This window comes from Ureibacillus chungkukjangi (assembly GCF_044795995.1).
GTDB lineage: Bacteria > Bacillota > Bacilli > Bacillales_A > Planococcaceae > Ureibacillus > Ureibacillus chungkukjangi.
In genome coordinates, this window is record NZ_CP085009.1 from 758,401 (window position 1) to 782,914 (window position 24,514).

The 24,514-nt window shown below is 39.1% G+C and carries 25 protein-coding genes, 1 riboswitch and 1 other annotated feature; of the genes, 18 read left to right on the forward strand and 7 right to left on the reverse strand.

Annotation, left to right across the window (positions count from 1 at the left end; all coding sequences use genetic code 11):
* Positions 1-49 precede the first annotated feature (49 nt).
* From LG296_RS03920 to LG296_RS03940, 5 genes are all read left to right on the forward strand, one after another.
* Positions 50-1,240, forward strand: coding sequence for a glycine C-acetyltransferase (locus tag LG296_RS03920; RefSeq protein WP_404427499.1), 1,191 nt, complete (start codon positions 50-52; stop codon positions 1,238-1,240).
* Between the two features lie 203 nt (positions 1,241-1,443).
* Complete coding sequence (locus LG296_RS03925) at positions 1,444-2,502, forward strand: nucleotide kinase (protein WP_404427500.1); 1,059 nt, start codon at positions 1,444-1,446, stop codon at positions 2,500-2,502.
* Positions 2,503-2,702: 200 nt separating this feature from the next.
* Positions 2,703-3,713 carry a methionine ABC transporter ATP-binding protein gene (locus LG296_RS03930; RefSeq protein ID WP_107936724.1) on the forward strand — a complete coding sequence of 337 codons (1,011 nt, stop codon included), beginning with the start codon at positions 2,703-2,705 and terminating at the stop codon, positions 3,711-3,713.
* Positions 3,706-4,374, forward strand: coding sequence for a methionine ABC transporter permease (locus LG296_RS03935; protein ID WP_107936726.1), 669 nt, complete (start codon positions 3,706-3,708; stop codon positions 4,372-4,374). Before LG296_RS03930 ends, LG296_RS03935 begins: the two co-directional genes overlap by 8 nt.
* 12 nt (positions 4,375-4,386) lie before the next feature.
* Entirely contained in the window at positions 4,387-5,223 is an 837-nt protein-coding gene (locus LG296_RS03940) for a MetQ/NlpA family ABC transporter substrate-binding protein (RefSeq protein ID WP_107936728.1), read from the forward strand.
* A gap of 115 nt (positions 5,224-5,338) precedes the next feature.
* On the opposite strand, the gene LG296_RS03945 is transcribed toward LG296_RS03940, so the two are convergent.
* Positions 5,339-6,529 (reverse strand): pyridoxal phosphate-dependent aminotransferase, encoded by a 1,191-nt coding sequence (locus tag LG296_RS03945; protein WP_107936730.1) that lies wholly within the window; start codon positions 6,527-6,529, stop codon positions 5,339-5,341.
* Positions 6,530-6,858: 329 nt separating this feature from the next.
* Here LG296_RS03945 and LG296_RS03950 point away from each other — a divergent pair, with 329 nt between their 5' ends.
* The 9 genes from LG296_RS03950 (at position 6,859) to LG296_RS03990 (ending at position 14,363) form a co-directional block, all read left to right on the forward strand.
* A complete protein-coding gene (locus tag LG296_RS03950; RefSeq protein ID WP_107936732.1) occupies positions 6,859-7,194 on the forward strand; it encodes a hypothetical protein in 336 nt (111 codons plus the stop codon).
* 192 nt (positions 7,195-7,386) lie between these two features.
* Positions 7,387-8,178 (forward strand): carbon-nitrogen family hydrolase, encoded by a 792-nt coding sequence (locus tag LG296_RS03955; RefSeq protein WP_107936734.1) that lies wholly within the window; start codon positions 7,387-7,389, stop codon positions 8,176-8,178.
* Between the two features lie 210 nt (positions 8,179-8,388).
* Positions 8,389-8,844 (forward strand): DUF421 domain-containing protein, encoded by a 456-nt coding sequence (locus LG296_RS03960; protein ID WP_107936736.1) that lies wholly within the window; start codon positions 8,389-8,391, stop codon positions 8,842-8,844.
* 234 nt (positions 8,845-9,078) lie between these two features.
* Complete coding sequence (locus LG296_RS03965; RefSeq protein WP_107936738.1) at positions 9,079-9,621, forward strand: isochorismatase family cysteine hydrolase; 543 nt, start codon at positions 9,079-9,081, stop codon at positions 9,619-9,621.
* A gap of 209 nt (positions 9,622-9,830) precedes the next feature.
* Complete coding sequence (locus LG296_RS03970) at positions 9,831-11,123, forward strand: DNA polymerase thumb domain-containing protein (protein ID WP_181418086.1); 1,293 nt, start codon at positions 9,831-9,833, stop codon at positions 11,121-11,123.
* A gap of 26 nt (positions 11,124-11,149) precedes the next feature.
* Positions 11,150-11,470: a YolD-like family protein gene (locus LG296_RS03975; protein WP_107936740.1), complete on the forward strand. Its 321-nt coding sequence runs from the start codon at positions 11,150-11,152 to the stop codon at positions 11,468-11,470.
* 194 nt (positions 11,471-11,664) lie between these two features.
* The gene (locus tag LG296_RS03980) at positions 11,665-12,141 is read left to right on the forward strand and encodes a KGG domain-containing protein (RefSeq protein WP_107936742.1); all 477 of its coding nucleotides are present in this window, start codon (positions 11,665-11,667) and stop codon (positions 12,139-12,141) included.
* A gap of 268 nt (positions 12,142-12,409) precedes the next feature.
* Positions 12,410-12,976, forward strand: a complete 567-nt coding sequence (locus tag LG296_RS03985; RefSeq protein WP_235867678.1) for an integrase — start codon at positions 12,410-12,412, stop codon at positions 12,974-12,976.
* A 433-nt stretch (positions 12,977-13,409) separates the two neighbouring features.
* Positions 13,410-14,363: an L-threonine 3-dehydrogenase gene (locus tag LG296_RS03990; protein WP_107936746.1), complete on the forward strand. Its 954-nt coding sequence runs from the start codon at positions 13,410-13,412 to the stop codon at positions 14,361-14,363.
* Between the two features lie 200 nt (positions 14,364-14,563).
* On the opposite strand, the gene trpA is transcribed toward LG296_RS03990, so the two are convergent.
* From trpA to LG296_RS04020, 6 genes are all read right to left on the reverse strand, one after another.
* Positions 14,564-15,355: a tryptophan synthase subunit alpha gene (gene trpA, locus LG296_RS03995; RefSeq protein ID WP_107936748.1), complete on the reverse strand. Its 792-nt coding sequence runs from the start codon at positions 15,353-15,355 to the stop codon at positions 14,564-14,566.
* Complete coding sequence (gene trpB, locus LG296_RS04000) at positions 15,352-16,542, reverse strand: tryptophan synthase subunit beta (RefSeq protein WP_107936750.1); 1,191 nt, start codon at positions 16,540-16,542, stop codon at positions 15,352-15,354. Before trpB ends, trpA begins: the two co-directional genes overlap by 4 nt.
* Positions 16,543-16,586: 44 nt before the next feature.
* Complete coding sequence (locus LG296_RS04005) at positions 16,587-17,207, reverse strand: phosphoribosylanthranilate isomerase (RefSeq protein ID WP_404427501.1); 621 nt, start codon at positions 17,205-17,207, stop codon at positions 16,587-16,589.
* A 1-nt stretch (position 17,208) separates the two neighbouring features.
* Entirely contained in the window at positions 17,209-18,006 is a 798-nt protein-coding gene (gene trpC / locus LG296_RS04010; protein WP_404427502.1) for an indole-3-glycerol phosphate synthase TrpC, read from the reverse strand.
* Complete coding sequence (gene trpD / locus LG296_RS04015; protein ID WP_107936756.1) at positions 18,003-19,040, reverse strand: anthranilate phosphoribosyltransferase; 1,038 nt, start codon at positions 19,038-19,040, stop codon at positions 18,003-18,005. The genes trpC and trpD overlap by 4 nt, the downstream gene beginning before the upstream one ends.
* An 83-nt stretch (positions 19,041-19,123) precedes the next feature.
* Positions 19,124-19,373: a binding site (T-box leader), on the reverse strand.
* Between the two features lie 225 nt (positions 19,374-19,598).
* The gene (locus LG296_RS04020) at positions 19,599-20,081 is read right to left on the reverse strand and encodes a QueT transporter family protein (RefSeq protein WP_107936758.1); all 483 of its coding nucleotides are present in this window, start codon (positions 20,079-20,081) and stop codon (positions 19,599-19,601) included.
* 9 nt (positions 20,082-20,090) lie between these two features.
* Positions 20,091-20,135: riboswitch (PreQ1 riboswitch) on the reverse strand.
* Positions 20,136-20,494: 359 nt separating this feature from the next.
* Here LG296_RS04020 and LG296_RS04025 point away from each other — a divergent pair.
* From LG296_RS04025 to LG296_RS04040, 4 genes are all read left to right on the forward strand, one after another.
* Positions 20,495-21,502, forward strand: coding sequence for an ABC transporter substrate-binding protein (locus LG296_RS04025; RefSeq protein WP_107936760.1), 1,008 nt, complete (start codon positions 20,495-20,497; stop codon positions 21,500-21,502).
* A gap of 29 nt (positions 21,503-21,531) precedes the next feature.
* Entirely contained in the window at positions 21,532-22,572 is a 1,041-nt protein-coding gene (locus LG296_RS04030; RefSeq protein WP_107936762.1) for an ABC transporter permease, read from the forward strand.
* Positions 22,565-23,362 (forward strand): ABC transporter ATP-binding protein, encoded by a 798-nt coding sequence (locus LG296_RS04035; protein WP_107936764.1) that lies wholly within the window; start codon positions 22,565-22,567, stop codon positions 23,360-23,362. Before LG296_RS04030 ends, LG296_RS04035 begins: the two co-directional genes overlap by 8 nt.
* Before the next feature lie 150 nt (positions 23,363-23,512).
* The gene (locus LG296_RS04040) at positions 23,513-24,472 is read left to right on the forward strand and encodes a nuclease-related domain-containing protein (protein WP_107936766.1); all 960 of its coding nucleotides are present in this window, start codon (positions 23,513-23,515) and stop codon (positions 24,470-24,472) included.
* Positions 24,473-24,514: the final 42 nt, after the last annotated feature.

The window sequence follows — 24,514 nt, forward strand, 5'->3', positions numbered from 1 at the left end:
CGTGATTATGCTAAAATCTAAATAACTAGATGCAAAGGGAGCTGAAATCATGTCTAAAATTTTAGATACATTCCTAAACGAAAATTTAGAGGTTCTACGTGATCAAGGGCTATACAATGAAATTGATGCAGTAGAAGGGGCAAATGGTCCAGTCATTCAAGTAAATGGTAAGCAACTAATCAACTTATCTTCAAATAACTATTTAGGCTTAGCGACAAATGATGAGCTAAAACAAATTGCAAAGGATGCAATCGATAAATACGGTGTTGGTGCTGGAGCGGTTCGTACTATTAACGGAACGATGGATCTGCATGTGAAATTAGAGGAAAAGCTGGCTGAGTTCAAAGGTACAGAAGCAGCAATTTCTTATCAATCAGGTTTTAACTGTAACATGGCTGCGATTTCAGCTGTAATGGATAAAAACGATGCGATTCTTTCAGATCAATTAAATCATGCTTCAATCATTGATGGCTGCCGTTTATCTAAAGCAAAAATTATTGCTTACAATCACTCAGATATGGAAGATTTACGTGCAAAAGCGAAGGAAGCAACAGAGTCTGGCTTATACAATAAAGTAATGGTCATTACTGACGGCGTTTTCTCAATGGATGGAGATATTGCAAAGCTACCTGAAATCGTAGAAATCGCTAAAGAATTTGACTTGATTACTTATGTAGATGATGCCCATGGTTCAGGGGTTACTGGTAAAGGGAAAGGAACTGTGAAGCATTTCGGACTTGAAAAAGAAATCGACTTCCAAATCGGAACACTTTCAAAAGCAATCGGTGTAGTAGGTGGTTATGTAGCCGGGAAGAAAAACTTAATCGACTGGTTAAAGGTGCGTTCTCGTCCATTCTTATTCTCAACAGCGGTTACACCAGGTGACGTAGCAGCAATCACACGAGCAATTCAAATGATTATGGATTCAACACAGCTGCACGATAAATTATGGGAAAACGGTGATTACTTAAAAGCTGGCTTGAAAAAGCTTGGATTTGACATCGGTGCGTCAGAAACACCAATTACTCCATGTATCATTGGAGACGAAAAGCTAACACAAACCTTCTCAAAACGCCTTGTAGAAGAAGGGGTTTACGCAAAAGCAATCGTTTTCCCAACAGTACAAAAAGGAACAGGGCGTGTCCGCAACATGCCAACTGCAGCCCACACAAAAGAAATGCTAGACAACGCCCTAGCCATCTACGAAAAAGTAGGCCGCGAACTAGGCGTAATCCAATAAAACCAACCAACCCGAATGCACATGCATTCGGGTTTTTTTTGAATTGTTTGGGTGCCAGGTACATAAACAATTAGGACACAATTCAGAATCGTTTGGGTGCCAGGTACATAAACAATTCCCAAACAATTCGGGTGTACGAGGTACATATTTTAGGCCGTTGTCATAAAGATATGTTAACAAACCTATGGAAGGATGGCGTCAGTTTGGGTACAACAATAACGCATTTTTTCGGGCAAGCGTTAACAGGGCAAGGGATAAAGAATGTCTATCAAGAGATTATGAACGAAGCGAAAACTGTGTATTTATTAAAAGGGGCACAGGGTTTTAAAGTGGCGGATTATTTAAGTAAGCTCGGGATATTTTATGGCAATAAAGGAGCGGCTATAGAATATTTCCACGATCCATTCTTTGAAAATACGATTGAGGCACTTTTTGTTAAAGAGCCACACAATATTCTATTCCTTGAAGCGACCAATCTTACATTTGATTCGGTAGGCTCGCATGTTCAGGAGATTTCCTTAGAGGATTGTGTAGATAAACAGCAGGTTGTTGAAAAACAACAGGATTTTCTCAATCTATCGAATAAGAAGGATGATTATTATGAGAAATGCTTTAATGCACTATCGACCGCTCTAAAAATTCATGATGATTGGGAAGTGGAAACTCGTCGGTATATGGATTGGAAGGGATTAGACGATAAAACCGAAGAGCTGTTGAGGAAGGTGATTGGTAAGAAAAAGCTCGAAAAAAATGGACAAAAAACACATAGGTTATTAGGTACACTAACCCCTGCTGGTGCTCGTGATACTGTTCAAAGTATTACGCAAAACCTCGAAAAACGCCTATTTATCAAGGGCTACCCGGGAACAGGCAAGTCTTCGCTGATGAAAAAACTAGTTGATACGGCAATGGAACGCGGGTTTGACACTCGAATGGTGTGGTGCGGGCTGGATTCAAATTCTGTGGATATGGTTATTTTACCTGAATTGAAGCTATGTATCTTTGACAGTACCGAGCCCCATCAATATTTTCCCGAAAGAGAAGGGGATGAAATCTTCGATATCGCAAGCCTTTGCCATCCAACTGAGGTCGAGGAAGCTAATATTAAAGCAATAGTAGCCAACTATCGCTCGACCATGTATGATGCAGTCGCTTATGCAAACCTATACGCAGAAACAGAAAGAACAATACGCCAACTGTTTGACAATGCCATCATCCCAGAGAAACTCGAAGAAAAGATGGCTAAACTGTTTGTGGATTGAATGAAGAATTGTGTGTGTACCAGGTACACACACAATTCAAGAACAATTTAGAATTAAATGCTACTCACTCAGTCGAATGGTAGCATTTTTGTTTGAATTTACGTTTAATATTGACAATTGTGATTATTGTGTGTAATCTGATTTAATCATACATATTTGGTTGGAATAGTTGTTTTTATCATATTAGTTAGGAGAAGTATATGCTAGAGTTTCGAAATATTACAAAAATATATGAATCTAAAAAGAAACAAGTAGTAGGCGTTGATGATGTCTCCTTAAAAATTAATAAAGGTGACATTTTTGGAATAGTTGGTTATTCAGGAGCGGGGAAAAGTTCGTTGCTTCGTTGTGTCAATTTACTAGAAAGACCGTCTAGCGGAAAAGTGCTTATTGATGGAGTTGATTTAACACAACTTTCGAGTGGTTCTCTACGAACTGCACGATTGAAAATTGGAATGATTTTTCAACATTTTTATCTAATTAGTCAAAAGACAGTTGGAGAAAATATCGCTTTTGCTTTGCGTGCAGCAAAAACACCTAAAAATAAAATTAATGAACGTGTCAAAGAGTTACTTGAAATGGTGGGTTTAACGGATAAAAAAGATGTGTTTCCAGCCCAGCTTAGTGGGGGACAAAAACAACGCGTTGGGATTGCACGTGCTCTTGCAAACAATCCATCTATCTTACTTTGTGATGAGGCAACCTCAGCACTTGATCCAAAAACAACTCTATCGATTTTAAAGTTATTAAAACAAATTAACGAAAAGCTCGGTATTACGATTGTTTTAATTACTCATGAGATGAATGTTGTAAAAGAAATTTGTAATCGGATGGCAATTATGCAAGATGGAAAAGTGATTGAAGAAGGAGCAGTATATGATATCTTCGCACAACCGATTAAGCCATTAACCCAGGAATTTATTAATAGTGTTGTATCTTTTGAGATTCCTAGTGAAATCTTAAAGGATGTAAAAGGACAAGTCATTAAACTGTTATTTAAAGGTGAAGTGGCTGGAGAAGGTCTTATCTCAGATACAATTCAGCAGTTTGATGTTAAAGGTAATTTCTTGCATGGCACGATTGAATATATTCAAGAACGTCCACTTGGCATTTTCATAATGGAGTTGCAAGGTGAAAAAAACGCAGTGAATGAAGCAAAAAAATATATGGAACAACGTGGCGCGCTAGTGGAGGTGGTTAAACATGTTTGATTTTCCATATTTCATAACCATGCTACCTGATATTTGGGAGGCTTTTAAAGAAACGGTCGTTATGATTGGAATTGCATTATCCATCTCCATCATTATCGGTCTACCATTTGGTGTACTGCTATTTGTGACAGATAAAGGTTTATTTTGGGAAAATCGATTTGTGAAAAATATCTTTGGTTTTGCAGTGAATTTAGTTCGTTCGATTCCGTTTATCATTTTACTCGTTGCATTATTCCCGTTAACTAAAATACTGGTTGGCACAACAATAGGTCCCATCGCTGCAAGTGTTTCGCTTTCAGTTGCTGCGATTCCTTATTTTGCAAGACTAGTAGAATCATCATTAAGAGACATCGATAAAGGTGTCATTGAGGCAACAATTGCTGTTGGTGCCACACCTTGGATGATTATCAAAGATGTGTTGCTACCAGAGGCAAAATCAACAATTATTCGAGGGATTACTCTAACGGTTATCAGTTTGGTCGCATACTCTGCCATGGCAGGTACAATAGGCGGGGGAGGTATTGGAGATTTAGCGATTCGCTTTGGCTATTACCGTTATGATAATACAATTATGATTTCAACTGTTGTCATTTTAATAATCTTTGTACAATTGATTCAATTAATTGGGGAACAGTTTGCAAAATCACTAGATAAACGATAGGAGAGAGAAAAAGTGAAAAAATATTTATTAACATTTCTTACATTAGCATTAGCTGTTGTGTTAGCAGCATGTTCTGGGAGTGATGAAAAGGAAAAAACTTCATCAACAGAAGAAAGTAAAGAAATTAAATTAGGTGCAACTGCTGGTCCATATAGTGACATGCTAAAAAAAGCAATCATTCCACAATTAGAGGAAAAAGGTTACACAGTAGAGTTAGTTGAGTTTAGTGATTACGTTCAACCAAATAACGCATTAGATAATGGGGATATCGATGCAAACTTGTTCCAACATACAATTTATTTAGAAACTTTTGAAGAACAAAATAACATGGATTTAGAAGCTTTACTCACAGTACCAACAGCTCCAATGGGCTTCTTCTCAGAAAAATTTACTTCTGTTGAGGATATTGAAGAAGGTGCAACTGTAGCAATTGCAAATGATCCAGCAAATGCAGCACGTACGCTAATAACTTTACAAGGGCAAGGTTTAATTGAAATCAATCCAGATGCTGATGAATTAACTGCTTCAGAAAAAGATGTCGTTACAAACAACAAAAACTTAGTTTTCCAACCAGTAGAAGCTGGCTCTTTACCACGTCAAATTGAAAACGCTGATCTTGCTGCAGTACCAGGTAACTTTGCACTGGCAGCGGGCTTAAATTTAATGGATGCAGTTTTCCTAGAAGATATGAATGAAAACTATCGTAACGTTGTAGCTGTAAAATCAGAAAATAAAGATAGCCAACTAGCAAATGATTTAATCGAAATCGTTGAATCTGCTAAATATGAAGAAGTCATTGATTCAGAATTTCAAGGATTTAGTAAACCCGAATGGATGGCAAATCGCTAATAGCAGTAAGCTTCCACATTTGTGGAGGCTTTTCTTTTAGGGAGATGGTAGGCTATAACTTATAAAAAAGGGTTCTTAATGCAAGAAGATATGCAATAAGAACCCTCCTTCTAAATTATTTAGTTATTGAAACCGCCTTATCTTTAAATAACTCAAGTTTTTCAATACGAGCTATTGCTTCTATTAACCGCTCTTCACTAACTAGTAATCCCACGCGAATGTAGCCTTCGCCATATTCACCAAAGCCGTTTCCAGATGCAACAGCGACGTTTGCTTTATCTAACAGTAAGTCTGAAAACTCCTCACTTGTATAGCCTTCTGGTACCTTTAACCACGCAAAGAATGATCCACTCGGCGCCTTTATATCCCAGCCGATTCGATAAGCTTCTTCTATTAAAACATTACGTCTGCTTTCATAAATCGCACGTTGTTCTTCCACACAGTCTTGGTTGCCATTTAAAGCCGCGACTGCTGCATGTTGAATTGCAGGGAAGACACTACAGAAAAGATGATCCTGAATAACATTAATCGCTTCAATAATCTCGGCATTACCAACAGCAAAGCCAATTCGCCAGCCTGCCATATTATAGGTTTTGGACAAGGTATATAGCTCAATACCAACTTCTTTTGCACCATCAGCTTGGAGGAAGCTAACAGGCTGCTTTCCATCGAATCCTAATGCACCATAAGCAAAATCATGTACCACCGTTATGTCATTTTCCTTTGCAAGCTGTACTGTGTTTTCGAAAAACTCTAATGTTGCAGTACCTCCTGTAGGATTGTTGGGATAGTTTAAATACATTAACTTTGCGCGGTTCTTCACTTCTTCTGATAAAGCCTCATAATCTGGCAAAAATTCATTTTCTTCAAGTAGCGGCATTGTATCAAAATGGACATCCCCAAGTACTACTCCAGACAAGTAATCAGGATAACCCGGGTCAGGAAGAAGCATGGAATCACCTGAATCCAAAATGGCCATTGGCAGCTCAACCAAACCGATCTTTGACCCTCCCATAATCGCTACCTCTGTATCTGGATCAATGTCTACACTATACTCCCGTTTGTAGAAGGCGGCAGCTGCTTCTTTTAATTCATGAATTCCACGAAAGGGTGAATATTTATGCGTTTGTGGATTTGTAGTAGCTTCTTGCATTGCTTTTATAATATGCGGAGGTGTCGGACGATCTGGATTTCCCTGCCCTAAGTTAATCACATCGCGTCCTTCGGCAATCGCAGCATTTACTTTTTGAACAAGAGCAGCAAAGAATTGAATTGGTAGATTTTGTGATTTATTTGATAGTTTCATGTTAATACCTCTTTTTCACTAAAATTTATAAGTTTACTTACCATTAGGCCAGGGAAGAAACTGAACTCTATACTTTGTATAGATTTCAGAATATAGTTGCAATTTAATGTTTAGGAATAATACTACTACATCGAAGGAAAGCCTGCAATATCAATATTGTGAAGGCAAAAGGTTGAGATTATTTTATGAGATTCCTACATAACTTAAAAAGAAATATGGTTGTATAAAGGTATTTAAATAGAAAAATAGATTAGTAATCCTAATTTTGGAAATAATATACTTACAAAAGGTTGATTTAATTAATAAATATTAAAGAATAGGAGTAAATTTTGAAAGTAAAAGCTGAAGTTAGAGATATGTATTTTGTTCGAAGTAATTATGATGGTAACTCTTTAATCTTTGAGGCTGTGCATTTTGATGAAAAACACCCAGAAGATAAACAACTTGAAACTGTATTTCATCGGTATGAGACCACCGTAAAAAGTTCATATGATGCCGAAGTTACACAGAAAGCTTATACACGTTTTTTAACCCAAAACAACACAGATTACAAATTGATGATTGTCTATTTTGCTAAGTTTTTCGGTGTAAATTATAAAGGGAAAACTTTAATGGAAACAGTAAATTTAATCACATTAAAGCGAAAGAAAAGGAAAAAGAATTAGAAGAAGGATGATTAAACGACCAAGAACAAACCTTGGTCGTTTTATTTTATGTCTTTACTATTTGATTTAAGCTGTAATTAGATAAAGAACGTTGAAAGCGTTGATAAATGGAATCTTAGTTTATTTTTTGTTATGGTTTAATTAGTAGGATAAGGGTACTTTTACAAGAAAAAGTCTAGGGGGTATGTGGACATGAAAATCGGATGTATTCAAATGAATGTGGGATTCGGTAAAGTAGATGAAAACTTCACGCATGCAGAGGAATTGATTCGAGAAGCAGTTAGCCAAGGGGCTGAACTTGTTGTCTTACCGGAGATGTGGAATACCGGCTATGCACTTGAAAAGCTAGGGGAGCTTGCGGATAAAGATGGGGTTCGTTCCAAAGAATTTCTGCAGGGCTTATCTACTGAACTAGGCATTCATATTGTCGGCGGGTCTGTTGCAACAGAAAAGGACGGCAAATTCTACAATACGATGTATGTATATAATAACGAAGGTGAGCTAGTTAGCGAGTACAGTAAGGTTCATTTATTTAGATTAATGAATGAAGATCAATACTTAGAATCAGGCAATGAAATGAATCGCTTTGCTTTAGGAGATGTGGAGGCTGGTGGGGTGATATGCTACGATATTCGATTCCCAGAATGGCTTCGAGCACACGCATTAGCTGGAGCAAATGTGCTGTTTGTCTCTGCACAATGGCCAACACCACGTATCGATCACTGGAAAACCTTACTTCAAGCGCGTGCTATCGAAAACCAATGCTTCGTAATTGCTGTTAACCGTATTTCTCGCAAAGTCGAAAACTTCAATGGTCAATCCATGATTATTGAGCCGTGGGGCGAGGTGCTTTGGACAGGCTCTGAAACAGAAGAGCTAGCTGTCATTGATGTCGATTTCTCAAAAGTAGAAGAAATCCGCAGTCGCATCCCAGTTTACGACGACCGCCGTCCAGGTCTTTACGGTGGAGTAGTGGAAAAGTAAAAAAGTGTAATCCTCAAAAACTATAAACATACTAACATTATGCAGCATCCTTTATCAAAGGGAATTGTGCTATTAAATGATTAGTATGTTTTTTTGTTTTGCACGTTTTGGAAGCTTGGTTGTTTATCTTGGTCAAGAAAGAGGAATAGATGATTACCCACCAAGCTTTTATTTATGGCTTAAAGTTTGGTGTCAACAGGGGGGATACACTTGGAATTGTATATTAGTGTAGCAACTAAATTTTTTGTCTCCATTGTTTGTATAGTTGTGGTTATTCGCCTCATCGGTCAAAAGGAATTAGCGCAAACCACGCCAACCGATTTAGTATTTATGCTCATCCTAGCAGATATTGTTGGGGGGATGATTCACGAAAAGGATTTCAAAATTCCTCATATAATTTTTAGCATTGCACTTTGGGGATTCTTTATGTGGGGTGCTGAAAAGCTTGCCCAGAAGAAAGCCTTCGAGCGTTGGATCGATGGAAAACCTGAAGTTATCATTGAGAACGGAATTGTAAATCAGCAGCTAATGAAAAAACAGCACATAACGATGCAGGAGCTAAATACACAGCTCAGAAAGCAAGGCGTTTTTAATATCGATAAAGTAAGACTCGGCATCCTCGAAATTGATGGAAGTATTTCAGTCGATCTCTCGAAGGAGGAGTGATTAGGAGCCTACCTAATCATTTTTACATTTTCTTAACTAATAATCCTGCAACAAATTAAATGCTTCACATACTATAGTTTCGACTCTCTGGGGCTGTCATGGCTTTGGGGAGTTTTTGTTATTGATAAGTTAAGGGAGTCAGATGAGAAAATAGTAATTTAAACAGTAATATACATACTATTAAATGCAAGAAAGTTTATAATATAGAAAAATCAGTGTATTGGGGGAATATATATGCCAACTAAAGCCTTAATCATCGTAGACATGAGCAACGACTTCGTTGCGGATAATGGGAGCTTGACTGCAGGGAAGCCGGCGCAGGAGGTTGTGCCTTATATTATTGAGCAAGCAAATGAGTTTTTGAGTAAGGACCAGGTTGTTGTGGTGGCAATGGATGCACATGAAGAAAACGATGCCCATTTTGAATTGTGGCCAGCGCATAATGTCGTTGGGACAAAGGGGCAGGAGCTTTATGATGATTTGTTAACTTGGTTTAAGGAGCATGAATCGAATCCTCATGTGATTTATCAACCGAAAACAAATTATAATGCTTTCTTTAAAACAAATTTAGCAGAGAAATTAAAGGCTCTAGGTGTTGAAAAGGTGCATGTGGTAGGTGTTTGTACAGACATTTGTGACTTTTTAACGGTGGCTGGAGCAGATGCAGAAGGGTTTAAAACGGTAATTCATAAACGTGGTGTAGCAACCTTTACCGATTTAGGCGACACGTTTGTTAATCATATGAAAACTTGTTTTTTTACTGAAATTATTGAATAAAGTAGGTAGAGTTCTCTTAAGGCAATCTTGCTTTGAGTGAACTCTTTTTTATTCATTTTGGCAAAGTTGTTTAGGTTCAACAAAATTCTCCAAATAATTCCTCTTGCCGTCTCAATGGTCTCATTTTAGAATGAATAAAAGAACAAACGTTCGCATATACTGTTCGTACGAATTGAGAGGTGGAGAAGATGTGTGGAAATGCTCTGAGGATGGATGATTATCGTGCTACTACTGCAGATGCTTTTAAAATTTACGAACAGGCGCCGAATCGTTCAATTATGTGTATTGATATGCGCTGCTTTTTTGCAAGCTGTATGGCAATGCTAGAAAATATTAATCCGCTTGAAGTGCCGATTGCGGTTGTAGGGAATTTCCAGCAAAAGGGGAGTATTGTACTTGCTGCGTCACCACCTATGAAACAACGCTTTGGCATCAAAACGGGCTCGCGTCTTTTTGAAATCCCTAAGCATCCTGATATCCGTTTATTCGAGCCGAAAATGGAGTTTTTTGTACGTATGTCAATGGAAATTACCGATTTAATTAATCAGTTTGTCCCAAAAGAAGCCATCCACGTTTACAGCATAGATGAGAGCTTTGTTGATCTCACTGGAACTGAGAAGCTATGGGGACCTCCCGAAGAGACGGCTAAGGTTATTCAGGATAGCATTCTTCGACAATTTCAAATTCCAAGCGCGGTCGGAATGGGTCCAAATATGCTTATGGCAAAGCTTGCCCTTGATTTAGATGCGAAAAAGACGGGTTTTGCAAAATGGACATATGAAGATGTGCCGAAAAAGCTTTGGTCGATCTCGCCCCTGTCAGAAATGTGGGGAATTGGCCGGAGAACAGAGCTTTCCCTGAACAATATGGGGATTTTTACGGTTGGGGATTTAGCTCAGGCAGACCTAAAAACCTTAGAAGATCACTTTGGTATTATGGGAAATCAGCTTTATCATCATGCATGGGGAATTGATCTATCTCCACTTGGTGCACCGCTTGCACAAGGGCAAATTAGCTTTGGGAAAGGGCAGGTATTGATGCGTGATTATCGCAATCGAAATGAGATTCTAGCCGTCATTCTGGAGATGTGTGAAGATGTCGCAAGGAGAGCGAGAGAAGCCGGGCAAGCCGGGAGAACGATTACGCTTGGTCTTAGCTATAGTAAGGACGCCTTTGGTGGAGGCTTTAATCGTGCTCGCACCATCGATGAACCGACAAATGATACGATGAAGATTTTTAAAGTATGTAAGGAGTTATTTGATGAGCATTACGCAGAGCGACCAGCAAGGCAAATTTCAATTAGTATCTCGAAATTAGAATCGGAACGCTCCATACAGCTTAGTCTGTTTGACAATAAAAAATGGAAAAGGCGAAAGCTCGGCGCGACAATGGATTATTTGCGAACAAGATATGGTTCAGCAGCGGTTTTACGTGCTGTTTCTTATACGGAAGCGGGAACGGCTATTAAGCGTGCCCAGCTTCTAGGGGGACATAAAATCTAGCCATTATATAGGAAGAGGTGATGAAAGTGATTCGGGATCGTGGAAATATTAAATGGAATGCGATGATGTTACCTGAGCATGTAAAATTGCTTCGAGAGTGGCAGGAAAGGAACGAGGATGTTGAAAAACCCGAGTTAGATGAATGGGCACTTCAAGAGCTTAGTGAGCAATTACAAATTGCATGCAGGGATCATATGCAAGTGGAGCTGAAGATTTGGGAAGCCGCACATATCTTTACGGCAACAGGTATTATCTCTAAGCTCGATGACATAAAAAGAATGCTCTATTTGGAGGACGGCCGTAGATTTCCTTTTCAATTTATCGTAGGTTTAACCAAGTACGAATAGCTTGTTTTTGATATGAAAGTGCAAAGAAATTGTAATAATCAATCGAAAGTCCTCACAATTACAGGTTTTCCGGTGTAATATTAACATGAATTTGGTAAGAAAATGTTGTGGACATGTTTATCTCTATACCTCCTGGGAATATATCCAATAAGCTTATCCCAATAAGCAAATAAAATTTTTAGGAGGAATTAGAAATGGCTAACAAACGCAATAAGAACGATAACAAGAATGGAAAAATGACTGTTCAAGAAGCGGGACGCTTGGGTGGAGAAGCTACCTCCAAAAATCACGATCGAGAATTCTATGAAGAAATCGGTCGAAAAGGCGGGGAAGCGACTGCAGAAAACCACGGCAGAGAGTTCTATGAAGAAATCGGTCGTAAGGGTGGAGAAACTACTGCAGAAACTCATGGCAAAGAATTCTTCCAAGAAATTGGTCGTAAGGGCGGCGAGGCTACTTCCGAAAACCACGGTGAGGAATTCTATGAAGAAATCGGCCGTAAAGGCGGAGAAGCCACTCAAAATAACAACAACACTAACCGCGATAATGATAACAATACGAGAAGCAATCGAGACAATGACAACAACAGCAAAATGAGCCGTGAAGAAGCGGGTCGAAAAGGCGGCGAGGCCAGTAGACGCAGCCGTAGCAGTAAAAAGAATGATAAATAAACTATTACTAAACTAGTAATCCCACTATTACCTAATATTTAGAAATAACCACTTACGAAAAGGGATATTTGGAAGCTGAAATAGGCTTTCGAATATCCCTTTTTTTATTTTTATAAAATGAAAATCCCTTTAAATCAAGGCTGAAACAAGCTATAATTTCAAAATTTTGCTAAATTGGTTGCTTGAAACTTACCTACGATTAAGATATATTGAATCTCGTTGATGCTGTGATGGCGAATGTTTTGGGAATCCGACTTATAAAGGGGAAATGAGAAACAATATGCAAGACTACTACAATGACAATTATCTTTATAATTTAATTGCTTCTACGATTCTGGCTGTAGGAATGACGAATGAGTTAAAGCAGGATGAATCTGGAATCAATATGACATATAATTTTATTAGTAACTGTGTGGGGTTTGATGCGGAACGTTTAGTGGAGGCATGGCAGGAAATAGAAGCAGCTATTCCATTCGAGCAATATGTAAGAGCGTTAACTATGCACGAGCTTGGGCATGCGATAGATCGAGAGGCATTACAGAAATCCCTTGATCGAACATTAGAGATTATGGAAATAAAAAAGAATCATTCGGATGTGGAGCTTTATACAAATGAGCATCTCCTAGGTATCATTTTAGAAGAGCATGAAATGAACATCGTCTTTGAAGAGACTGCTTGGCAAAATGCAAAGCAACTAAATGAAGCAGTACAAATGATTGATGAAGTAACATTCGAACTGATTAAAAATCAAAGTCTGGCTACATATAAAAACCTATATAAAGAAGATTTATCTATTTACAGCCTAGTCAAGGAAAAAAGTCTGCAATCCGTATAAATTTCGGGTAGTAGATGCCATGAGCGGGCTCTTTTTAATGTTTATTCCCATTTTAGCAAGAGTGAAACCACCTTATAAATTGATGCATCAATGATTGTTTATGCACAAACAATCATGGTGCTTTTTTTGTTCTGTAATAAGGGTAAATAAATGAAATTTTAAGTGTAAATAGTAGGGTGCCGCTTATGTTAAATACCCAATTTTAACGAGTTGCATATGATAGAAGGGGTAGTTAATAGAAAAGACTAAAAATTATATATTGTCTTTTATAAAAGAACGAAGTATAATAAAAATCGCTATAAACGTTGATATAACAGTGTTTAGTTGTATTTTTGGAATGTACATTTGTTTGTGTAGATAAGAGTTTTGAAAATTTGAAAAATGAAAGTTAAATAGACAAAAAAGCTTTTTTAACATCAAGGGAGGGTGCGACATGAAAAAAATTATTGTCACGGGTGCTTTAGGACAAATTGGGTCAGAACTGACTGTGAAATTGCGTGATATATATGGTGAGGATAATGTCCTAGCTACAGATATTCGTAAACCAGAAGACATTTGTGGACCGTTTGAATTATTGGATGTAACGGACGCGAAGAAAATGTATGAGCTATCGAAGGATTTTGAGGCAGATACAATGATTCATATGGCTGCGTTATTATCAGCAACAGCCGAAAAGAATCCACTATTTGCATGGAATTTGAATATGGGTGGGTTAATGAACGCACTTGAAGTGTCACGTGAGTTAGATTTACAGTTCTTTACGCCAAGCTCAATCGGTGCATTTGGTCCATCAACACCTAAGGACAACACACCTCAAGATACGCTGCAACGTCCAACTACGATGTATGGTGTCAACAAGGTAGCGGGAGAGCTATTATGTGATTACTATTTTAATCGTTTTGGCGTAGATACGCGCGGCGTCCGTTTCCCAGGGTTAATTTCATATGCTACCCCTCCTGGTGGTGGTACTACGGATTATGCAGTAGATATTTATTATAAAGCGGTAGAGCAAGGGCGTTACACATCATATATTGCAGAGGGAACTTACATGGATATGATGTATATGCCGGATGCCCTGCAAGCAATTGTGAATTTAATGGAGGCAGATGGCTCGAAATTGAAGCATCGAAATGCCTTTAATATTTCAGCAATGAGCTTTGAGCCTTCGCAAATCGCGGCTGAAATTAAAAAGCACATCCCATCCTTTAAAATGGATTACACCGTAGACCCTGTCCGCCAAGCAATTGCAGACAGCTGGCCAAACGCCATCGACTCTTCAGCAGCAGTAGAAGAGTGGGGCTTCAAAGCAGACTTCGATTTAGAAAAAATGACAATCGATATGCTAGAAAAATTAAAAGTAAAATTAAATCAAAAAGCCATTTCATAAATAAAAGTGTGAGACTTAGTTAGAAAAAAAACTAGGTCACACACTTTTTTGAATTTGAGATTGAGGGAGCTTGGATTCCGACAGTTTGGACAGGAATTCCGACAGTTTCAGCGTGAATACTGATACTTTTGAGGATAATTCCGACACTTCACTCCAAAATCCCGACAACTCAGAATTAGCCTTACACTAAATCCAATATTTTAAATTCCAACTTCATTTGCAGCCAACTTAGAGGCTTTAACTAATTCCTCAATCGCCTCCCAATCCTCGGCAACTAGGCTATCAACAATTTTACTTCCGACAATCACACCGCTGCAAAACGAGCCAAAGTCTTTTACGTGAGTTGCTGTTGAAATCCCAAAGCCAGCTAACACAGGAGTGTCAGTGTAGGATTGAATTTTTTTAAAATGCGCCTCTAGTTCATTAGCAAAGCTTGAACGTGCACCAGTAATACCATTTACAGTAACTGCGTAGATAAAGCCTTCACTTGCTTTCGTTAAACGTTCCATGCGTTCGGGTGTGCTAGTTAAAGAAACGAGCTGTACAAGAGAAATTTCAGCAGCAGTTAGGGCAGGATGGACGACTTCACTTTCCTCTAAGGGCATGTCTGGGATTATTAAACCACGAATACCTGCCACACTCGCGTCAGCAGCAAACTGTTCCACGCCATAAGCTAAAATCGGATTTAAATAAGTCATGGCAACAAGTGGAACTGTGATTTCATCTGCAAAGCTAGTTAGGGTTTCAATTACTTTGCGTAAAGTAGTACCGCTTGCTAAAGCACGTTCGCCAGCTCTTTCAATAGTTGGACCATCTGCGACAGGATCAGTAAATGGTATGCCAACCTCGATTGCAGTCACACCAAGCTCTTGAAGTCTCAGAATGATCGGCTTTAATTTCTCTAAGCCGCCATCACCAGCCATAATATATGGAATAAATGCCTTATCACCTGAAGCCGTAACCGATAAAATTGCATCCTTTAATTGACTCATGCTAGGTCACCTCCAAGTGCTTCTGAAATTGTGTGGACATCTTTGTCACCGCGGCCAGATAAGCAAATGACTAAGATATCATCTGGAGCCATTGTTTTTACTAGCTTTGAAGCATAATAGACGGCATGGGCACTCTCAAGAGCAGGAAGAATACCTTCAGTTCGGCAAAGTAGCTTCAAGCCTTCAAGTGCTTCTTCATCAGTAACGTTGCCATAGGTTGCGCGACCAATATCATGCAGATGACAGTGCTCCGGACCGACACCTGGATAATCTAGCCCGGCAGAAATGGAATGGGCTTCTTGTACAAAGCCATCTTCATCCTGTAATAGATACATAAAAGCCCCATGTAATACACCAGTTTGCCCACTGTAAATAGCGGCGGCATGTTTACCCGTCTCAATGCCCTTACCCGCAGCCTCTACCCCATGCAATGCAACATCTTTATCTTCAACAAATGGGTAGAACATACCAATCGAGTTACTTCCTCCACCAATACACGCAACGATGGCATCTGGTAAGCGATTTTCAGTCTCTAAAATTTGAGCACGTGTTTCATCACCAATGACACGCTGGAAATCACGAACAATCGTAGGGAAGGGGTGAGGGCCCATTGCGGATCCTAAAATATAATGCGTATCATCTATATTTGTTACCCAGTGACGTAAGGCTTCGTTTACAGCATCCTTTAAAGTAGCAGAGCCTTTTTCCACTGCAACCACTTTTGTTCCAAGAAGCTCCATGCGAAAAACGTTTAGAGCCTGGCGTTTTACATCCTCAGCACCCATGTAAACGATACATTCTAGATTGAGAAGCGCACAGGCTGTCGCAGTGGCAACACCGTGCTGACCAGCCCCAGTCTCAGCAACGATTTTTTTCTTCCCCATTCGCTTGGCAAGGAGTGCTTGCCCTAAAGCATTATTGATTTTATGTGCACCTGTATGGTTCAGATCTTCACGTTTTAAATAGATTTTTGCTCCGCCACATTCCTTTGTTAAACGTTCAGCAAAATAAAGAGGTGTTTCTCGGCCGACATAATTTTTTAAGTAGTAGTGAAGCTCTTCCTGAAAGGCTTCATCATTCTTTACCTTGTCATAGGCCTCATCTAATTCTTGTAAAGCGGTCATTAATGTTTCTGGAACAAATTGTCCACCGAAACGACCGAAACGTCCTTTTACTCCAGTTGTCATCCCAATTCACTCCTTAACGCCTGCTTTAAAAGCGGGTCGCATTTTTATTTCAATACACTTGTAGTTGTTGCTGTTTCTATAAATCGTTTAATTAAATCGCTATCCTTGCTCCCATCCTTCTCAACACCGCTTGAGACATCAACGCCGAAAGGTTCCACTTGGGAGATGGCACGACTGACGTTCTCGCTATTAAGTCCACCTGCTAAGATGACACGGTTCTTAGGGATCGAAAGTTCATCTAGTAACGACCAATCAAACACATGACCACTTCCACCTGCATAATTTGTACCTGGTGCATCAAATAGGTAGTAATCGACATCATAGTGACTCGCTTTTTCAACGTCCTCGTAGCTACGAATAGAAATAGCCTTGATAGCAGGGTAGCCTAGATTATTGATAAATGAAGGACCCTCGCATCCGTGATATTGAATGTAATCTAGTCCGACAGCTTCGACTGCATTGTGAACCTCTTCTTCAGCTGGATTCACGAAAACACCAACTTTTTGTACATGGGAGGGAATCAGCTTAGCCAGCTTACTAGCTCGTTCAATAGAAATTTGACGCTTACTTTTTGCGAACATAAATCCTATCCAAGTAGCACCAGCGTCTACAGCTGCCTGAAGATGTTTCTCTTCCATAAGTCCACAAATTTTCACCTTCACCATATTACTTCACTTCCTTTAGAAGCGAGGGAAGGGGAACCTGCAATGCAGTGAGAGCTTCCTCTACGTTTCCGCTTACCATAAGGGATTCCCCAACTAAAACACCCTGTGCACCAGCTTTAGCAACGCGCTGTGCATCGGTAGCAGTCCAAATGCCACTTTCGCTGATAAAGGCAATATCCTCATGTTCGTTGATGATATTTGCCAATTTTTCAGTTTGAGCTAAATCTAAGTGGAAGGTTTTTAAATCGCGATTATTCACGCCGATAATTTTAGGTCGAATGGCTAACGCACGACCCACTTCCTTTTCGTTGTGCACTTCAACTAAAACATCCAGTCCTAATACACTTGCGTAGGTGTAAAATGCATTTAATTTTTCATCTGATAAAGCAGCAACAATCAGTAAAATTACAGAGGCACCAGCTGCCTTTGCATAATCGATTTGCACCTCGTGAATAATGAAATCTTTATTTAAAACCGGGATGTCCACATTATTAGCGACGTCCACTAAATCCTGATAGGAGCCCTTGAAAAATTTATCTTCTGTTAAAACTGAGATACAGGCTGCACCAGCTTGCTCATATTTTTTAGCCTGCTCTATAGGGCTTGCTCCTTCGTTAATAAGCCCCTTAGAAGGAGAGGCGCGTTTCATTTCCGAGATTACTTGTAATGTGTCGGCTTTTTGTAAAACTTCATATAAAGAAGGGCGCGATTTTGGCTCCACCGAGAAAAAGGGCGAATTCTCTAAAAGAGAAGGAATGAGTGTGGCTTTATGGTCTAAAATTCTTTGCAAAATAGTCATTGCACTGCACGCTCCTTTAAATAGCTTTGACTGTATTCAACTACTGACTCTAATTTAGCTAATGCTTTCCCAGTTAAAATACTATCTCGGGCTAATTCAATGCCATCTAAAACAGAACTCACCTTACCGTTTGCAAATAAGGCTAAGCCGGTGTTCAATAAAACGGCATCAAAATAGGCACTCTGTTTCCCATTCAATAACTCTCTTAAAATAATCGCATTTTCTTCAGGTGTACCGCCGCGTAATGCAGTTACTGGGGCAGGGGCTATGCCTAGCTCTTCAATATCGATATTTAGTGATTTAACCTCGCCATTTTCAAGAAGGGCAAGAGTATTGTCAGAATCAAGAGAAGCTTCATCCATCCCTTGAGTACCAGAAACCACTATTGCTCGTTTGCGCCCTAAAAGCTTAAGTACCCTCGCATAATCGTGAACGAATTCAGGTCGATTAATCCCAACAAGCTGAGTTGTTAAATTAGCCGGGTTTGTTAAAGGTCCAACTAGATTAAAAATAGTAGGTTTTCCAATTGAACGGCGTACCTCACCAATACGTTTAAGCTTTGGATGAACGTTTGGAGCGTGAAGGAAGGTGATGCCTGTTTTATTTAATAAATCGATCGAATCCTCCATCGTAAAATCTGTATAAATCCCAAGAGCCTGTAAAACATCGGAGCTTCCAGAAGCACTGGAAATTTTACGGTTACCATGCTTAACAACGGACACGTCATTCGCTGCTATTACAAAGGCGGATGTTGTACTAATATTGAAGCTCTGTAGACCGTCGCCACCCGTGCCGCAATTATCAAGATAGTTGCCAGCAGCGAGATTGAGGGAAAGTGCATAGGATTTCATAACCGTTGCAAGAGCTGCAATTTCTTCAGTAGTCTCTTTTTTATTGCTTAAAGCAATTAAAAATTCGGCAATCGCTTCTTTTGGCGTTTTCTCATTAAAAATTAATTCTGCGGCTTGAAGCATTTCGTCGTAGGATAAGCTCTGATTTTCCTTTACCTGACTTGTGAAAGAGTAGATTGTCATTTTGTTTCATCCTCCTAAAAATTTGGAATTAGCAGGCTAGAATTGGACAATAAAAAAGTCCTCTACAAAAGGAAATCCCTTTCGTAGAGGACGATCGATACCGCGTTGCCACCTCTGTTGAAGTACTTGCATACTTCCACTTGGCGTGTTTTTACATAGAGAGCGAACCAAATAATGTAAAAACACTTCCTTGTAACGTAGGAAATACGTCAGCTAACAAATGCTAGCTACTCTCATAAGGCCCATTCACGATTTCGCCCGCACTAGTTTCCACCAACCACTAGCTCTCTAAAGCGCTCTAAAACCGCTACTATTCTTATTCATCAATTTGTCTCTGCTATTCTCATCTAAGCTCTGCTTTGCTCAAACGGTGGTCGCGCTCTCGCAACCTGCTACCGTATCCGAACAATTAATTAAATAGAATTGTAGAGGTAATCGATTGCTTTGTCAATGTTTTCTGACAAATAGACAAAATAAAAAACGAGAGCAAAGAAGCAGGCTGTTATTATAGGAAACTCTCCTTATAATAATCGATGCTTTTCGCTCTCGGTTTTATCATTAAATCAAATCTTTAAAGTTTAATCGTTTATTTAATAGATGCATAATTGGCACACCAATTGCTAGCACGGCGAATTCACCGATTGCACAAGTTAACCATGTCCAAAGGAAAGGTAGCTCTAATGCAAGGTTTAGCTCGAATGCGATGATAAACATTGTAAACGTAAATAGGAACGTGTTAATGATTAGTCGCAGCATGATATTTTTTACAAACTTACAAATCAAGATAAAGATTGCAAGTGTAATAATTGAGTGACCTACACCGAACACTAAATCGTAAACGCCTAGTGGTGAGAAAAGGTTGGCGATAAATACGCCAAGAATAATCCCAATAGAAAAGCGTGGGTTAAACGCTACTAGGTGATTAAACATTTCAGAAACTCGGAATTGAATTTCCGTAAATCCAAATGGTGCAACTAACATGGTAACAGCAATATAAAGAGCTGCAATAATCCCTGTCGTTGCTAAAAATTTTACTTTCATCTATATCATTTCTCCTTAGTTTTTTTTCGTGGGAGGTTCTCGAACCACGTGAAAAGAGCACAGAGAGATATAATATTATAGTTTTGTATAAATGTCAAATTAACATGAGGAAAAAGGGGGAACTGACAAGAACTGAGAATTGTCGAAAAAATGTCACAGGATTTTTGTTTTATTGAAATAATAAAATTAACGGTTAAAAGGTGTACTTTAGCGGTTTAAAGCGACAAATTACTTTGTTGGAAGAAGTATTTGATGAATGTAGAATTCAGAACATTCTAAATGTTATTGACTATTAAAATGGTTCGCTGTAATATAATCGACAAACTATAATTTTTTGAATAATGAAAAATAGAATAGGATATTTATTCAAAAAGAGTCAGGTTAGATACAGAGAAGAATTAGGGGGAAATATCATGAAAAATAGTACGAAAAAGCTTTCGTTCTTATTAGCTGGATTGGGGCTTTTATTGGCAGCTTGTGGTAGTAGCGAAACATCTACTGATTCCACAGCAGATTCTAGTACTGGAACAAGCGAAGAAGGAAAAACATTTAAAGTAGGAATCACACAAATTGTGGAGCATCCATCATTAGATGCAGCCACGGAAGGTTTCAAAGCAGCATTAGAAGAGGCTGGCTTAAATGTAGAATTTGTTGAAGAGAACGCACAAAACGATCAAAGCATGAACATGACAATTGCTCAAAACTTAGTAAATGAAGGCGTAGATTTAATTTTCGCGAATTCAACACCTTCAGCTCAAGCCGTTAAAGGGGCAACTTCAGATATTCCTCTTATTTTCACATCGGTGACAGATGCAGTAGGCTCCGAGTTAATCGAGTCAATGGAAGCACCAGGAGGAAATGTAACAGGTACAATCGATTTACACCCTGATACAATTGCAAACACTGTAGCCTTTTTAAAGGATGAATTAGGTGCGAAAAAAGTAGGGACAGTTTACAACACGGGTGAACAAAACTCTGTAGCACAAATTGAACAAGTAAAAACTTTATTAGGAGAAGCTGGTATCGAATTAGAGGAAGCAGCCGTTTCTACTTCAGCTGAGGTGAAACAAGCAACTGAATCACTAATCGGTAAGGTTGATTCTCTATATATTATCACTGATAACACAGTAGTATCAGCACTAGAATCCGTTGTCGATGTGGCAAATGCTAACGAGCTTCCACTAATGGTGGGTGAGTTAGATTCTGTAGAACGTGGCGGGTTAGGTGCTTATGGCTTCGAGTACTATGATATCGGTTTTGAAGCGGGACAAATGGCAGTGAAAATCCTTAATGGAGAAGCAACTCCTTCAGAAATTCCAGCTGCTTACCCAGCTAACTTAAAATTACTTATCAATAAAGGAACTGCTGAAGGCTTAGGTCTTGAAATTCAAGAGTCTTGGAATGCAGAAATCTACGAATAAATAAAAAGTAAATTAGGAGATGATTCAATATGTTTACAGCATTGTTCGGTTCGGTTGAGCAAGGAATCATCTATGCAATTATGGCACTCGGAGTGTATCTAACATTCCGGGTGTTAGATTTTCCGGATTTAACGGTCGATGGAAGCTTCGTAACCGGGGCAGCTACTGCAGCAATGATGATTGCGCTCGGCTACCACCCGATACTAGCTACATTATTGGCAATAGTTGCTGGATTTATTGCAGGATGTATGACAGGTCTTCTACACACAAAAGGAAAGATAAATCCATTACTGTCAGGGATTTTAATGATGATTGCTTTGTATTCCATCAATCTTCGTATTATGGGATTATCTGCAGAAAATGCAATTGTGAAACCTAATATTCCATTGATGAACGCTGATACAATTTTTTCACAGTTTCAAGTGTTTTGGAGTAATTTGGGGATCGATGCTGCTCTAACAAGCTTTATCAAGAATACGTTAGGGATTAGTCCAGCACCATCCACTTGGGGGACCATTTTAGTAGTGTTAATCATTACACTTATCATCAAGTTTATTGCAGATTGGTTCTTAAAAACGGAGGTAGGATTGGCGATTCGTGCAACAGGCGACAATAAGAGAATGATTCGCAGCTTTTCTGCTAACACGGATGGTTTAATCGTATTAGGGCTAGGTCTTTCAAATGCCCTAGTTGCATTTTCTGGAGCTTTAATCGCTCAATATGCAAAATTTGCCGATGCCAACATGGGAATTGGGATGATAGTAATCGGTCTTGCCTCGGTAATTATCGGAGAAGCCATTTTCGGCACAAAGACGATTTTCCGCACGACGCTAGCAGTTGTTGCAGGGGCAATTATTTATCGAATTATTTATGCGGTCGCTTTACGTATCGATTGGTTAGATACATCCGACATGAAGCTAATTACCGCGATTATTGTAATTTTGGCATTAGTCATTCCACAGCTAGTAGATAAGCGTCGCGAGAAGAAACGTAAAGAGAAAAGACAGATGGAACGACTAGAGCAGCATAGAGAAATAACGCGACTGCAGGGAGGGAAGAACCTTGCTTAAATTAGAGGGCATAAATAAGATTTTTAATGAAGCAACACCTGATGAAAAAATCGCCTTGGATAATATTAATCTACATTTAGCACCAGGCGATTTTGTAACAATCATCGGAAGTAACGGTGCCGGAAAGTCCACGATGATGAATATGATTTCCGGAGCACTAACACCTGACTTTGGCGCAGTAACGATTGACGGCAAAGAGGTAACGAGATTACCCGAATACAAACGTTCTCAGTTTATCGGGCGTGTCTTCCAGGATCCTATGGCAGGAACGGCTCCATCAATGACGATTGAGGAGAATCTGGCTATTGCCTATTCACGTAATGCAAAAAGAGGGTTACGTATCGGTGTAAGCCGTGGACGTCGTGATTTCTTCCGAACATCCTTGGAAAAATTGGGTCTAGGGCTTGAAGATCGATTTAATGCAAAAGTCGGCATGTTGTCTGGTGGAGAACGCCAAGCATTGTCACTTTTGATGGCAACATTTACAAGGCCTTCGATTTTATTGCTGGATGAACATACAGCGGCTCTTGATCCATCACGTGCAGAGCTAATCACGCGATTGACTAAGCAGCTGGTTGAAGAAGGAAACCTAACTACCTTAATGGTTACCCACAATATGCAGCAAGCAATCGATTTAGGTAACCGTTTAATCATGATGGATAAAGGACAAATCATTTTATCAATCGATGATGCAAAAAAACCAACTTTAACAATTCCAGACTTAATGACCGAGTTCGAAAAAATTCGCGGCGAAAAAATGAACTCCGATAGGGCGTTGTTAGGGAGCTAAAATAATTTTATGAGAGATGAAAATTCGTGAAAGTCGAATTTTCATCTCTTTTTTAATCAGAAAAAAGGGGTTTTGGGGTTAATTGATTATTTAGGCTCTTTTGCTAGATTGTACTTTTGCGTATAAAATGGTTTGATAGGAGGGAAGTGAATGGAAATACTCAAAAGACAAAAATCCTGGAAGCTGTTAAATTTAGAGGCTGTATTGAGAAGGCACCCAGAAAATGAAGCCAGAGAATATAGTTTTTATAAGGAACAATATATGGCACAAAAGAAAGGACATGACGGAGAAGTTCATGTAGATAGGCTGTGGAGCGAGTTAACTATCCAGAGCCCATATTATCTTCTACATAGCTACGAAACTAATAATCACGCAGGTTACTCCCATCAAATCGATACAATTGTTTTAACCCCACATTTTATTTGGATAATCGAAATAAAGAACATCGGTGGCCGGCTGGATATCGATGAGTCGAAACATCGATTGATCCGAACAAACCAAGAAGGAACAATAGAATCCTTCAGAAACCCCTTAAACCAAATCAAACGCCATACAGAATTTATTTCTCGGAAGTTACGAGGGATGAACATAAATTTACCTGTTGAATCTTCTGTAATCATCGTAAGTGATTACACAATCATCGGATCTATTCCAAAAGGTCATTCAATTTTCCACGCAAGCGGTCTACAAACAGAACTCGATAAACTATTCAATAACTATCGAGAACGAAGAATACCTCTAAATCTCTTTGAAAAACTCAAAACCGAACTAATGCATCAGCATCAGCGAAAAGAATGGAAAGCCAAAGTAAATGAAGCTAAATTACGAAAAGGCGTCCTATGCAAAAACTGTGAATATAAAAGTAGAATGTTCTTTGAATACGGCAGCTTCAAATGTGCGAAATGTGGCATGAAAAGTAAAGAAGCGCATTTGGAAGCATTAACCGACTATCGCTATTTAATTAGCGAGTGGATCTCGAATCGAGAGTTACGGGAGTATTTGGGGATAGAGTCTCGGTTTGCCGTAACTCGGTTAATTAAAGATTTAAACTTAGAGCATCAAGGTACTTATAGAAATAGAAAATATAGGATACCTGATTTTATTGAATAGCGAGAAATAGAGAGAGACGTATGTAAAAATGAGAAGCGCACG